Consider the following 12,942-nt stretch of genomic DNA (forward strand, 5'->3'; position numbering starts at 1 on the left):
GGGCGCGAAGCGAGCGCCTAGTCTCTGGAAAAGCCGAATGGACACAGGCGTTTAAGGGCACCTGTCATGGTGCACTCGGAGCGATTCGAACGCCCGACCCTCGGAATCGAAATCCGATGCTCTATCCAGCTGAGCTACGAGTGCGACGGCGGCACCATAGCGGCGAAAGTCGCAAAAGCTAGCCCCGCGATGGGGGAGCGCAGCGGTTTTGCCTAACGTCGGGCAGGCTGCTCGCTATAGTCTGCCTTCATGAATCAAGGCCGACTCAAATCCGGTCCGGTGGATTTCGTCCTGTCCGGGTGGCTACCGACTGCGCTGCTTCTGATCGTGACCTTAGTGGTCGGTCCCGCGCTGGGCGGATTGTCGCGTCCGCTCTTCGTGGTCGGCTGCGCCGCTGCTGGCTGGCTGGCCTGGCAACGCAGCACCGCGGCCCATATCCAGTCGGCCATCCTGCTGTTTGCCTTCGCACCATTCGTGCGGCGCGTGGTCGATGTGTCGGTCGGCTACGACGCGGCCAGCATCATGCTGATCGGGCCGCTGTTGTTCATCCTGACGCCGTTACCGAGCCTGTGGACATTGCTGTCGTCCCGCGAGCAGTTGCGCGATCCCTGGCTGATCGCGCCGGCTATCGTGCTGGCCTGCATCGCTTACGGTGCCATGCTGTCGGTTTTTCAGAATGACTGGATGAGCGCTGCGACAGGTGCGTTGAAGTGGGCGGCGCCCGTGCTTTACGGCATCGCTTTGCAGCAGCGCGCAAAGTCTGATGGCGAACTCGTCAACGCCATGGCGCGCATCTTTCTGGTGGTGCTGCCGCTGACGGGTCTCTACGGCATATGGCAATATGTCGATCCGCCGAGTTGGGATCGGTTCTGGATGAACTACGCCTCGATCCTGTCGGCAGGGTATCCGCTGCCCTATATGGTGCGCGTCTTCAGCACGATGAACGGGCCCGCCACTTACGCGACCTTCACCGCAACGGGACTGCTGTTGTTGGGCTTTCTGAGACCCGGTTGGCAGTCTCTGATTGCCCTGGCGCCCGCGGCACTGGGCCTGTTGCTGTCGCTGTATCGGACCGGCTGGATCGCGCTCGCGCTGGCCGTGGTGTTCTGCATGGTGTTTCAATCCACACGGCGGCGGGCGCTTGCGACCGGACTTGGCATCGTCGGCGCAGCCATGGCGGCGGTCCTGTTCACGCCCTTCGGCGATGTGATCACTGAGCGGCTGCAGTCGCTCGGCAGCGGTTCCGAGGATGGCAGCGGCAACGAGCGTCTCGAAGAATTCGTGACGCTGTGGAATACACCTGACAGCATGGTGGTGGGATCTGGCTTCAGCTTCACCGATATCGGCGTCGCGGGCACCATGCCGGTCGATGGCCAGATCATTGCGAGCTGGCTCACGCTTGGCATTCCCGTCGGACTGCTCTGTCTGGCAGCCTATATCTGGGTCGGGGTCTGGAGCACGTCTGCGGCATGGCGGATGCCGACCAAAGAAGGCGTGGTGCTCGGTGCTCTGTCGCTCGGCGGTATCCTGATTCACTTGCCCCTGACCAGTATTTCGTCAGGTGAGATATCGGCCCTGTTCTGGATGATCTTCGCGATGGCCTGTCCGCACGACCAGACTGTCAGGCCTGCCGAGGATGCCGCGATGCCCCTGGAGCAGGCGCGGACCGGCAGAGTTTAGTCCGATCGGGCCGTCTGACCGACAAGCGGAGCGGATGCAGGTTTGCGCTTCGGCAGTGGCGCAAGCCCGAGTGGTGCGAGCAGGTTCAGCCGCTGTAACACGGCATGGGCTACCATGGGCAAGATCACGCCGGCCGCGGTGCCTGCGAGGAGATAGATCCACGGCATTGGCGGCACGTGCAGCATCTGCATGATGATCCGTGTTCCGGATCCCGCCATGATGTGCAGGACATAGATCGTCATGGACATAACGCCGACGAGTGCAAGCCAGCGATGCCGGGTTTCGTTGAGTAACTTGCAAAGCAGCACCACGCTGGTGATGCCGAGAATGCATGCCGGAAGCGAAGTCGCGCCATTTGCATCGAAGCCGGAGAGCTGTCCTCCAACGGCAACCGCAGCAGTGAAAGCGGTGGCGATCACGGTCAACATGATCCAGCCCGTTCGCCCATGAGGCTGCCACGCCATCACGATGCGGGTTGCATAGAGACCTGCGACGTAGAACGGCAGGTGATGCATGCTGAGCGCAAGATCGGGGCGGATCGGCAACAGCAAGAACACGATCAGGCCAGCGAGCGCGACGACAATCATGATGGTGCGATTGGGAATGAGCACTGCAAGTACGTGGCAAATCATCAGGGCGTATAGAAACCAGAATTGCGCCATCGGCCGATACCAGATCGCCGCGAGATCGCTGGTGGTGATCGGAATATTCGCGTTGTGCGATATCAGCATGATCACGCTGCCCTGGATTAGTGACCAAAGCACATAGGGATAGGCGATTGTCCATGCCTTGCTGGCGAGGAATGGCCGAGCGCCGCGTGTGAAGCTGTGCTGTACGTTCAGGCCCGCGAGAAAGAAAAACAGCGGCATGTGGAACGTGTAGAGCGTATAGCTCATCCACTGCGCGAGCGGTCCGTCAGGAAACAGATGTGGCGGTATCAGGCCGCCGAGTACGTGGCCATAGACCACGAGAATGACGCCTATACCGCGTGCAAAATCAATCCAGACCTGACGCGCGTGATCGCCTCGGGGGCCTGATATTGCTGCCGGTTCGATTGGTGATAGTTGCATCGTGGGCGCCGCTGGTTCTGATGATCTGGATCAGCAAGCCAATATACGCTGGGAGCCGTACGCCATCGTTAACGTCGATATGGGAAATCGTGCCCAACCGCACAGGTGTTTAGGCGCAAACGGGGCTTGATTTCTCGGTCATTTCGGTGCCCATCTGCCCCGACAAGCTGCCGGCAAGCAGTTCTGTGCTCCATTGGTACGCCGACACGTTCAAGGACCTCTCGTGACTGACTACGTTCGCAAAATCCTGGACAGCCGCGTCTACGACGTCGCAATCCAGACACCGCTGGACCCGATGGTTCGGCTGACCGCGCGCATGGGGAGCCCCGTGCTGCTCAAGCGCGAGGATTTGCAGCCGGTCTTCTCGTTCAAGATTCGCGGCGCGTACAACCGCATTGCAGGGTTGTCCGCGGAGCAGCGCGCGGCCGGCGTGATTTGCGCGTCGGCTGGCAATCACGCGCAAGGCGTGGCGCTGTCGGCGCAGCGGCTCGGGATCAAGGCAACCATCGTGATGCCGGTGACCACGCCGCCGATCAAGATCGATGCTGTCAGATATTGGGGCGGCAATGCCGTGCTGTTCGGCGACACGTTCGACGAAGCAGCGGCGCATGCGCGCAAGCTCGAGGCCGAGCAGAAGCTGACCTTCGTGCATCCCTATGACGATCCCGACGTGATCGCGGGGCAGGGCACCATCGGCATGGAAATCCTGCAGCAGCATCCCGATCCCATCGAGGCGGTGTTCGTGCCGATCGGCGGCGGCGGGCTTGCGGCCGGCGTTGCCTCCTTCATCAAATTTCTGCGCCCGGAGACCAAGGTCATCGGTGTCGAGCCGGTCGATGCCGCATCGATGAAAGCCGCGATAGATGCTGGCGAGCGCGTCGTTCTCAATCGCGTCGGTTTGTTCGCTGACGGTGTGGCCGTGCGCCAGGCTGGGGTCGAAACATTCCGTCTCTGCCGTGAATTGCTTGATGATGTGATCACGGCCGACACCGACGAGATGTGCGCTGCCATCAAGGATATTTTCGAGGATATGCGCGTGATCGCGGAGCCGGCCGGCGCCTTGGCGCTGGCAGGACTGAAGAGCTATGCCGCGAACAATCCCACGCGCACCGGCGCGCTAATTGCCATCAACAGCGGCGCCAACATGAATTTCGATCGCCTGCGGCACGTCGCAGAGCGTGCCGAGGTCGGTGAGGCCCGCGAGATCCTGCTGGGCGTGACCATTCCGGAGCAGCCCGGCAGTTATCGCCGCTTCATCCAGACCATTGGCAATCACAACATCACCGAGTTCAACTATCGCTATGCCGATGCCAAGGAAGCCAATGTCTTTGTCGGCCTGAAGCTGAGCGGCGCGAAGAACGACAAGGGCGAGCTGATCGGGCAGTTGCAGGCGCTCGGCTACAAGGTGCTGGACATCAGCGCGGACGAGACCGCCAAGCTGCACATCCGCTATATGGTTGGCGGGCGAGCACCGCCGGCTTTGCGGGACGAGGTTATCCTGCGCTTCGAGTTTCCGGAGCGTCCGGGCGCCTTGCTGAAATTCCTCGACCAGATGGGCGCGGACTGGAACATCACGCTGTTCCACTACCGTAACCACGGTGCGGATTACGGCCGGGTACTGGTTGGGATCGAAGTCCCGGAGGCCGACCGGCCGACCCTGACGCAGCGGCTGACCTCGCTCGGCTATCCCTATGAGGACGAAACGCAAAATCCGGTCTACCGAATGTTCCTGAACGGCTAGGCCCGGTGGGGCAGAGAGTGAGGCAGGGCCGATTTCTGCCTTTTTTTCGCTCAAAGGCGATGCTTAACGGAATACTAGCACTGTCCGGCCAGAGTCGGGCGGTGTGCTGATGCCGGAAAAGGGCGTTGGCTTGGGGTCCCTTACCGGTTTCATCACGCGATGCGCCTTTCGCTGCTGCCTGTCCTGATGTCCCTGCTGGTGCTGTCCGTGGCTCCGGCCAAGGCAGATTTGCGCATCACCCGCGACCACGGCGGCTATGTCGAGGAATACAAGGCCAAGTATGAGCGCATCCGCGACCGCAAGGAGCGGGTGATCATTGATGGCATCTGCAATTCGGCCTGCACGCTGGTGTTCGGCATCGTGCCGATGAACAAGGTCTGCGTGACTCCGCGCGCCAGTCTTGGCTTCCACCAAGCCTATTACGATAAAGCCTTCACCTTCGGCATGAAGGTGATCAGCTACGAGGGTACCTCGGACCTGATGGCCTATTATCCGCCGCCGGTGAAAGACTGGCTTGCGCGTAACGGCGGTCTCACGCCGGAAATGAAAAAGATCAAGAACGGCATGGATCTCTGGAAGATCGTCGATCCCTGCCCGGAAGAGTTTTTCTAGCTTTCAATCTTCAATCGACCTGAATGCCTTCGCGGTCATGACACCGCGAGCCGCGCATCGCCGCGCCTGATCAGCGCCAGCGCGATCAGCACCGTCGGCGCGAGAATGCAGGCGGCGAGGGCAATGATCTGCCACTGCGACAGCGGATTGATGCCGCCTCCGGGTGTCGCCATCACGAAGCCACCGATCACCAGCAGCACACGTAGTGGCCATTCCATTGCGCCCGCACGGCGCAGATCGCCCACATAGGCCTGATAGCCCTGGATGCCGCCGCAGATGAAAACGATGCCGAGACAGGCAAGGCCGGTGAGACCAAAGGCTTCGAGATAAGGGCTGTCGCCCTGCAATAGCAGCGCCGGATTCAGCACGAAGAAGAACGGGATGAAATAGATGATGCTGCCCACCCACATCGACTCCCAGCCGGTCTTCATCGCCGGTGCGCCAGCGATGCCGGCGGCGGCAAAGGATGCGATGGCGACCGGTGGCGTGATCGACGACAGCATGCCCCAATAGAAGATGAACATGTGTACGGCCATCTTGTTGAGGCCGAGTTTTTCCAGCGCCGGTGCGACAAGGATAGCGAGGAAGATGTAGCAGGACGTCGTCGTGAGGCCGAGGCCGAGGATCAGGCTTGTGAAGGCGCACATGATCAGCAGCAGGAAGACATTGCCGCCGGCGATCGCCAGAAGGTCGTTGGCCAGGCTCGAGATTACGCCGGTGAGCGAGAACGCGCCGATCAGCAGGCCACAGCCGGCGAGAATGGCGATCAGTTCGACGAAGGTCTTACCGTTGAGTTCGAGGAAGTGGATCCAGCGTGCGCCGCCCCAGTTCTTGCCGGGGAAGAATTCATTGAGCGCTGCGAGGATGCACATCCCCCATAGATAGGCGTTCTGCAGATCGAGCCAGACCATCAATCCGGTCAGCACAATCGAGAGCGCCAGGACGGCAGTGTTGCCCTTCTTCCAAGGTGCCGGGCCTGACCATTGATGCAGGATAACCAGCAAAGCGGTGGCATAGAACGGCGCGTGGCTCTCGCGTTTGAAGTACAGCAACATCACGACAAGGATGGCGATGACAAAGAGATAGTACCAGCCCTCCTTGAGCGCATCCATGAAGCGGGGCAGTTCCTCGCGCGGGATGCCTTCGAGCTTGTGACGCGCGGCGTAGCTATCGACCTGCGCGAACAGACCGAAGTAATACAGGATCGATGGAATGGTGGCGGCGAGTGCGACGTCGGCATAGCTCGTGTTCATGAACTGCGCCATGACGAAGGCTGTCGCGCCCAGCACCGGCGGTGCCAGCACGGCGCCGGTGGACGCGCAGGCCTCGATCGCTCCTGAATAGGACGGCGTGAAGCCGGTTTTCTTCATCGCAGGGATCGTCATCGTTCCAGCGGTGAGCACATTGGACACGATGCTGCCGCCTACGGTGCCGAGCAGGCCGGATGCAAAGATGCACACCTTTGCCGCGCCACCACGGAAGGTACCGCACATCGCGAAGGCAATGTTGATGAAGAACTTGCCGGCACCTGTCATCATCAGCGCCGTGCCGAACACCAGGAAGCCGATCACGGTGTCGGCAAATGCCTGGATCGGAATGCCGAGCAGGCTCTCGCCCGACAGCACGTGATAGGCCGTAGTTTGCTCCAGTGTCGACTGGGTGCCGCGGAACGGTCCGAGCCATTTGGCGTCGGCAAACAGTGGATACAGCGTGAAGGGGAAGACGCTGAGCAACAGGCTCCAGCCGCCGGTGCGGCGCAGCGCCTCCATCAGCACGAACCACATCACGAGACCTGCGGCGATCACGGGTTTAGGTGCGCCGTCGAATTCCCAGCCAAATTGCGCGGCCTTGCGGATGTTCATCATCAGGAAGATCGCAGCCGCGAAGGTCGCGATGAACAGCACGACGTCGTACCACGGCACTCGGTCGAGATCGGCCTTTGACGTTCCCGGAAAGATCAGGAACGTGAATGGCAGCATCAACGCGATCAGCAGATAGAAATATTCGGTGTTGAGTTGCGTGACGTCGACAAAGAAGCGCAGCGAAAATTGCTGATTGATGCAGAGCAGGATAGTCGCGAGGGTGGCCAGTATGAGCGCCCAGCGCCACACGCCGTGCAAGGCGCGGACGCGCGAGACCTCGGATTCCTGGAGGTCGGCGACCCCGTGCGGATCGTCGAGTTCCATTTTTACGGGAATGTCGGATGCGGGCCGCGCATGATCGGGTGACGAAATTGACATAATGGCCCCGATTATTGTTCGCGGTTGCAGCTAGAAATGACGACGTTATTCGAAGCCGTTCGGCATACCGGCCTTCTTGAGCGCAGTCGCGCGGGCCGTCATCCAGCCGTCGAGAAACTCCTTTTCACCGGCCGATGCACTGGCTTTGGCGTATTCGCTCCATGCCGCCTTCAAGACGTCCTGCCGCTTCAGCAGTCCGTCATTGTGTGTCTGGTCTTCTGGCGTCCAGTTGCCGGCTTCCTTGAGGGCTTTCACGGCACCGGGATGAAACGGAACGACCCATTTCATGGACTGCGCTTTTACGGCGAGGCCTAACGCGCCTGGTGCGTTGTCCTTGTAGGCGTCAAAGTTGACGATCATTGCCTTGGTGATCGCGTAGATCTGATCTTCCGCCTGCGAGCCGTAGACGGTCGCGACGGGGTAGGGGTAGGTGCTCATGTTGACGGGCGCTGATGCCGTGATGCCCGCGCCGCAGGTCGCGACATGCGGATTGAAGAACGGTGCCACCCGCTTGACGCGCTCCCAACCGGCCTTGTCTTCCGCGGGGAGGGGCGGCCAGATGATGCCGCGCGGCGATGTCTCGACTTCCTTGGCCGGGCCAGTGATGGTGGTAGCAAAGGCTGCATCGACGTCGTTGTTCACCATGCCTTTCCACATTGCGCCGTAGCTTGCGAACTCGATCGGCTTGATGTCTGCCTTGGTGAGACCGCCGAACGCCATGATCGCAAGCGAGTTCTGGTTCAGGGCAGGTGAGCCGACGACGAAGCCGACGCGTTTGCCGCGTAGATCCTTGATCTCCTTGACGCCGATATCGCGAGCGACGCCGAGCGAGGCGCCATTACAGTCGATGGTCGACAGCGTGACCTGCGCTGGCTGTGGACCCCATTCCTTGACGCCGAATTCGAACACGCCTTCCTGTGCGAAGTAGATGCCCGAGCCCATCCAGGCGATCGTTGCGCGACCGGCGCGCAATGGCGCCAGCCGCGCGACATCATTGCCGGCAGGCAGCACACGCACGTCGGTGGAATATTTGTCCTTCATCATCTTGCCGACGGCGACGGCGATGTTGAAGCCGGCAGTGCCGGTGTCATAGGCGGTGACCGCCATGGTCGGTGGAAGCTTGATATCCTGTGCGCATACAGCGCCGGTCGAACTGAGCACGCCAACGGACGCCAGCGCGATGAGCCGGTGAAGCATTTTCCCCTCCAGATGCATTCGCTTTGCGAATTGCTTTTTATTGTCCGGCGATCATGTCATCGCCGTCAGGCGCTGGCAATGTCTTGAGGCAGTTCGCTGGATGATGGTTGCGGTCACCATCTCAGACAGAATGCCGCAGCACATTGGTACGGCGGTCGAGCCCGTCACTGCATGTCTGCTCATGTCTCGACTGTGCCGAGCAACTGTCCTTCCGCGACCACGTCGTCGACCGCGACAATCATCGATTTGATTTTACCTGCGGCAGGAGAGGCGACCGGAATTTCCATCTTCATAGCTTCGACAAATGCCACTTCGTCGCCTTCGTTCACGGAATCGCCGGTTACGAGTGGCAGTGAGCAGATGCGGCCGGCGACTTCGCTGAGGATCTTGATCTCTGGCATGGTGTTCTCCGCGATCACGCGGGCGGCTGCTCGCTATAGGTGTAGCGCCGACGCGACCGGACAATTCCTAAGAATGAGAAGAAACGAGCAGCTTGGTGTTGTCGCCGCAGATTGCCTGAGGTAGCGTAGCCCGCAAGTGGAATATAATTCCGCACAGTGGAACGGGACGGCGGCGCACATCGGGGCAATCCAACGGATTGGCTCCCCGCGAGATGCGTCGTTTTAAGGGAAACGCATCATGGGACGACGTTCGGAACGGCTCAGCAAACAAGGCATGCTCGCCAGCGATCTGGCAGGCGACGGCGATGTGATCCAGGTGGTCTCGCGCGCCTTTGATATTCTTCGCTGCTTCGAGGGCCATGATGCCCGGCTGGGTAATCTCGAAATTTCCAATCGCTGTGGCCTGCCGCGCTCCACCGTATCGCGCCTGACGCATACGCTGACGCGCATGGGCCAGCTCGCCTATCTGCCTGCAGATCAGAAGTACCGCATCGGATCGAGTGCGGTCGCGATGAGTGCTTCGATGATGCGGGGACTTCAGGTGCGCAACCTGATCCGCCTGCGTTTGCAGGAAGTGGCGGAGCAGGTACCTGGCACGATCGGCTTCACGATTCCCGATCGTTTCCACATGGTCTATCTCGAATATGCCCGCGCCGATCACGCGCTCGGATTGCATTCGACCACCGGCAGCCGCATTGCCATGGGCCGGACTGCAGCCGGTCATGCCTACACCGCAGCGCTCGACGAAGACGTCGGCAATGCTCTGATCAACGATATTGCGCGCGAAATGCCCGAGGACGCCAAGATACTGCGCGGCAAGATCGTTGGGAACCGTGAATGTCTGCGTGACAACGGCTACGTCCTCGCAGGTGGCCTTTGGTCGCCGCATATTACCGGCATTGCGACGCCGATCTGGTCGCCGCAGTATCAGACCTATGTGGTCGTCACCATCGGTCTGCTTGCCGCCATGTATGACGAGCAGCGCCTGCAGGACGAGATCGCTCCGATCCTGCGCCAGCTCAGCGGCACGATCAGCATGATGGTTCAGAATGCAGATAGCGGCCTGACCAGTGCGCCCGTTCCAGATGCGCCTCCCGCGCCAACAGCTCAGAAAAAAATGCTCCCGGAGGGAATGAATGAACTGGAAGCCGGAACTCGACGACCTCGCCCGGCGCGAAGCCTTCGCGCGGGAGATGGGGGGCGCTGACAAGGTCAAGCGGCAGCATGACCAAGGCCGGCTCACAGTTCGTGAACGTATCGACAGACTGATAGATGCAAAAAGCTTTCACGAAGTCGGGGCAGTCTCCGGCATCGGTGAATACGATGCGTCTGGCGAGCTGAAGCATCTGACACCGGCGAATTGCGTGTTCGGTCGCGGCAAGATCGACGGCCGTCCCGTCGTCGTTGTTGGCGACGACTTCACCGTGCGCGGCGGTTCGGCCGACGCCTCGATTTCGGCCAAGCCGCTGATGGCTGAGGAAATGGCGCATGACTTCCGGCTGCCGATCATTCGCGTGATCGAAGGCTCCGGTGGCGGCGGTTCGGTCAAGACCATCGAGACCAGGGGCGCAGCCAATCTGCCGGGCGGCGTCGGGGGCACGCGCTGGTACTGGTACACGACGTCCAATCTGGCGCAGGTGCCGGTCGTCGGCCTCGGCCTTGGTTCAGTCGCCGGCCTTGGCGCTGCGCGGCTCGCAGCCAGCCATTATTCGGTGATGACGAAGAATTCCGCGATGTTCGTTGCCGGGCCTCCTGTGGTCGCGCGCCTTGGCCAGTCGCTTGAGAAGAAGGAGCTCGGCGGTGCCGATATCCAGACGCGCGCTGGCGGCGTCGATCACGCCGTGGAGACAGAAGAGGAGGCCTTCGCCTGCGCGCGGCGCTTCCTGTCCTATCTGCCATCGTCTGTCTATGACTTGCCGCCGACGATCGCCTGCAATGACGATCCCGAACGTGCGGAAGAATCTCTGCTGAACGCCGTGCCGCGCAATCGCCGGCAGGTCTACAAGATGCGCCCGATCATCGATGCAGTCGTCGACAAGGGCTCGTTCTTCGAGATGGCGGCGAATTTCGGCCGGCCGATCATCACCGGTTTTGCGCGTCTCGAAGGCCGCGCGGTGCTGCTGCTTGCAAGCGATCCGTTTCATTACGGCGGCTCGTGGACCGCGGAAGCCTGCCAGAAGGTCGTGCGCTTCGTCGATCTGGCCGAGACCTTCCATCTGCCTGTCGTCTATCTCATGGATTGCCCGGGCTTCATGATCGGGCTCGATGCGGAGAAGGCGGCGACCATCCGACACGGTGTTCGCGTCATGGCAGCGGTCAATCAGACCACGGTGCCGTGGTGCACGATCATCATCCGCAATGCGTTCGGCGTCGCTGGCGTGGTGCATCAGCCGGCCAACCGGTTCTCGATGCGTTACGCGTGGCCTTCGGCCTATTGGGGTTCGCTCCCGCTGGAAGGCGGCATCGAGGCGGCCTATCGCGCCGAGATCGACGCTGCGGACGATCCCAAGCTCAAGCAGCAGGAAATCGAGGAGCGCCTCAACAAGTTGCGTTCGCCTTTCCGTTCGGCCGAGAAATTCTGGGTCGAGGAAGTCATCAACCCCACAAAGACGCGCTCGCTGCTGTGTGAGTTTGCACGTCTTGCCGAACCGCTCCGCACGGCAGGCCCGTCACGGCTGGCGATGCGGCCGTAAGCTATACTCGCCGCAGCAGCACGCTGGCATTGACGCCGCCGAAGCCGAAGCCATTCGAGAGCACGTGCTCAATGGCCATCGGCCGCGCCTTGCCACGGATCAGATCGATGCCATCGGCAGACGGATCGGGATTTTCGAGATTGAGCGTGGCCGGAGCGATCTGGTCACGCAGCGCGAGGATTGCGTAGACCGCCTCGAGCCCTCCGGCTGCACCGAGCAGGTGGCCCGTGGCGGATTTGGTCGAGCTTACAGCGACGCTGCCGTTTGTCCCGAAGATCGACTTGATCGCTTCGAGCTCGCCGTGATCGCCGACCGGCGTCGATGTGGCATGGGCGTTCAGATGCTGGACATCGGCAGGCGTGATGTTGGCCTGTGCCAGAGCGATATCCATCGCGCGCCTGGCGCCGTCGCCGTCCTCGCGACCGGCTGTCATATGGAACGCATCGGAGGTCGTACCGTAGCCGATCAGTTCGGCAATCGGTTTCGCCCCGCGTGCCAGGGCATGGTCGCGTTCCTCGAGCACCACGATGCCGGCACCTTCGCCCATGACAAAGCCGTCGCGGTCGCGATCGAACGGGCGCGAGGCGCGCTCCGGATTGGCGACGAAGTCGGTGGAGAGCGCGCGAGCGGCGGCGAAGCCGCCGAGGCTGACACGGTCGATACAGGCTTCGGCACCTCCGGCGATGGCGACATCCGCTTCGCCGGAGCGAATGAGACGCGCTGCATCGCCGATCGCCTGCACGCCGGCGGCGCAGGCCGTCACGGGCGCGCCGAGTGCGCCTTTGAAGCCGTAACGGATCGAGATATGACCGGCGGCGAGATTGACCAGGAACGAGGGTACGGTGAATGGCGACAGCCGGCGGATACCCTTGGTGTCTGTCGTGCGGACGGCGTCGGCAATGGCTGGAAAGCCGCCGATGCCCGAGGCGATGATCGTGGCCGTGCGCTGGCGTTCCCGTGCATCCTTGGGCTGCCAGCCGGCCTGCGCAATGGCTTCATCGGCAGCCATCAGCGCAAACAGGATGAAGCGATCCATCTTCTTCTGATCCTTGCGCGGCGCAGCCTTGTCAGGATCGAAACCGCCTTCCGGATCGTTCGCGATGTCGGGTACCTGGCCGCCGACCTTGGCCGCGAGATCAGCGGTCATGGCCTCCGGCAACAAGCGAAGGCCGGATTGGCCGGCGAGCAGCCGAGACCAGTTGATCTCGACGCCGCAACCGAGCGGTGACACCGCTCCCATCCCCGTAATGACAACGCGGCGCATGATGTATTCCCGTTCTGATATGAGTGGCGAGCAGCCTGAATCCT

General features: G+C 61.5%; 10 protein-coding genes and 1 tRNA gene. 5 read left to right on the forward strand and 6 right to left on the reverse strand.

Going from position 1 to position 12,942, the window contains the following annotated elements:
* Positions 1 to 67: 67 nt before the first annotated feature.
* A tRNA-Arg gene (locus SFY93_RS16850) sits at positions 68 to 144 on the reverse strand.
* A gap of 105 nt (positions 145 to 249) precedes the next feature.
* Between SFY93_RS16850 and SFY93_RS16855 the strand changes: the two genes are divergently transcribed.
* Entirely contained in the window at positions 250 to 1,680 is a 1,431-nt protein-coding gene (locus tag SFY93_RS16855) for an O-antigen ligase family protein (protein ID WP_210269069.1), read from the forward strand.
* Here SFY93_RS16855 and SFY93_RS16860 read toward each other — a convergent pair.
* On the reverse strand, positions 1,677 to 2,750 hold the full coding sequence (locus tag SFY93_RS16860; RefSeq protein ID WP_320443930.1) for an acyltransferase family protein: 1,074 nt from the start codon (positions 2,748 to 2,750) through the stop codon (positions 1,677 to 1,679). The two genes, SFY93_RS16855 and SFY93_RS16860, sit on opposite strands and share 4 nt — an antisense overlap.
* Positions 2,751 to 2,973: 223 nt before the next feature.
* Here SFY93_RS16860 and ilvA point away from each other — a divergent pair, with 223 nt between their 5' ends.
* Both ilvA and SFY93_RS16870 read left to right on the forward strand, forming a co-directional pair.
* On the forward strand, positions 2,974 to 4,491 hold the full coding sequence (gene ilvA / locus SFY93_RS16865; protein WP_320443931.1) for a threonine ammonia-lyase, biosynthetic: 1,518 nt from the start codon (positions 2,974 to 2,976) through the stop codon (positions 4,489 to 4,491).
* 159 nt (positions 4,492 to 4,650) lie between these two features.
* The gene (locus SFY93_RS16870; RefSeq protein ID WP_089267265.1) at positions 4,651 to 5,103 is read left to right on the forward strand and encodes a hypothetical protein; all 453 of its coding nucleotides are present in this window, start codon (positions 4,651 to 4,653) and stop codon (positions 5,101 to 5,103) included.
* A gap of 35 nt (positions 5,104 to 5,138) precedes the next feature.
* Here the strand turns inward: SFY93_RS16870 and SFY93_RS16875 are convergent, their stop codons facing one another.
* From SFY93_RS16875 to SFY93_RS16885, 3 genes are all read right to left on the reverse strand, one after another.
* Complete coding sequence (locus tag SFY93_RS16875) at positions 5,139 to 7,343, reverse strand: TRAP transporter permease (protein WP_320443932.1); 2,205 nt, start codon at positions 7,341 to 7,343, stop codon at positions 5,139 to 5,141.
* Between the two features lie 45 nt (positions 7,344 to 7,388).
* Entirely contained in the window at positions 7,389 to 8,540 is a 1,152-nt protein-coding gene (locus tag SFY93_RS16880) for a TAXI family TRAP transporter solute-binding subunit (protein ID WP_320443933.1), read from the reverse strand.
* A gap of 179 nt (positions 8,541 to 8,719) precedes the next feature.
* A complete protein-coding gene (locus SFY93_RS16885; RefSeq protein WP_320443934.1) occupies positions 8,720 to 8,941 on the reverse strand; it encodes an acyl-CoA carboxylase biotin carboxyl carrier protein subunit in 222 nt (73 codons plus the stop codon).
* 238 nt (positions 8,942 to 9,179) lie between these two features.
* Between SFY93_RS16885 and SFY93_RS16890 the strand changes: the two genes are divergently transcribed.
* Together SFY93_RS16890 and SFY93_RS16895 are read left to right on the forward strand one after the other, a co-directional pair.
* Complete coding sequence (locus SFY93_RS16890) at positions 9,180 to 10,148, forward strand: IclR family transcriptional regulator (RefSeq protein WP_320443935.1); 969 nt, start codon at positions 9,180 to 9,182, stop codon at positions 10,146 to 10,148.
* Positions 10,078 to 11,634 (forward strand): acyl-CoA carboxylase subunit beta, encoded by a 1,557-nt coding sequence (locus SFY93_RS16895; RefSeq protein WP_320443936.1) that lies wholly within the window; start codon positions 10,078 to 10,080, stop codon positions 11,632 to 11,634. Before SFY93_RS16890 ends, SFY93_RS16895 begins: the two co-directional genes overlap by 71 nt.
* 1 nt (position 11,635) lies before the next feature.
* Here the strand turns inward: SFY93_RS16895 and fabF are convergent, their stop codons facing one another.
* Positions 11,636 to 12,898 (reverse strand): beta-ketoacyl-ACP synthase II, encoded by a 1,263-nt coding sequence (fabF, locus tag SFY93_RS16900; protein ID WP_320443937.1) that lies wholly within the window; start codon positions 12,896 to 12,898, stop codon positions 11,636 to 11,638.
* Positions 12,899 to 12,942: the final 44 nt, after the last annotated feature.

This window comes from Tardiphaga sp. 42S5, assembly GCF_034044155.1.
Taxonomy (GTDB): domain Bacteria; phylum Pseudomonadota; class Alphaproteobacteria; order Rhizobiales; family Xanthobacteraceae; genus Tardiphaga; species Tardiphaga robiniae.

Excerpts from the sequence above, each read along its gene's own strand:
- SFY93_RS16880 (WP_320443933.1), bottom strand. The coding sequence starts at position 8,540 with ATGCTTCACCGGCTCATCGCGCTGGCGTCCGTTGGCGTGCTCAGTTCG.
- SFY93_RS16890 (WP_320443935.1), top strand. The coding sequence starts at position 9,180 with ATGGGACGACGTTCGGAACGGCTCAGCAAACAAGGCATGCTCGCCAGC.
- SFY93_RS16860 (WP_320443930.1), bottom strand. The coding sequence starts at position 2,750 with ATGCAACTATCACCAATCGAACCGGCAGCAATATCAGGCCCCCGAGGC.
- SFY93_RS16895 (WP_320443936.1), top strand. The coding sequence starts at position 10,078 with ATGAACTGGAAGCCGGAACTCGACGACCTCGCCCGGCGCGAAGCCTTC.
- SFY93_RS16875 (WP_320443932.1), bottom strand. The coding sequence starts at position 7,343 with ATGTCAATTTCGTCACCCGATCATGCGCGGCCCGCATCCGACATTCCC.
- SFY93_RS16885 (WP_320443934.1), bottom strand. The coding sequence starts at position 8,941 with ATGCCAGAGATCAAGATCCTCAGCGAAGTCGCCGGCCGCATCTGCTCA.
- SFY93_RS16870 (WP_089267265.1), top strand. The coding sequence starts at position 4,651 with ATGCGCCTTTCGCTGCTGCCTGTCCTGATGTCCCTGCTGGTGCTGTCC.
- SFY93_RS16855 (WP_210269069.1), top strand. The coding sequence starts at position 250 with ATGAATCAAGGCCGACTCAAATCCGGTCCGGTGGATTTCGTCCTGTCC.
- fabF (WP_320443937.1), bottom strand. The coding sequence starts at position 12,898 with ATGCGCCGCGTTGTCATTACGGGGATGGGAGCGGTGTCACCGCTCGGT.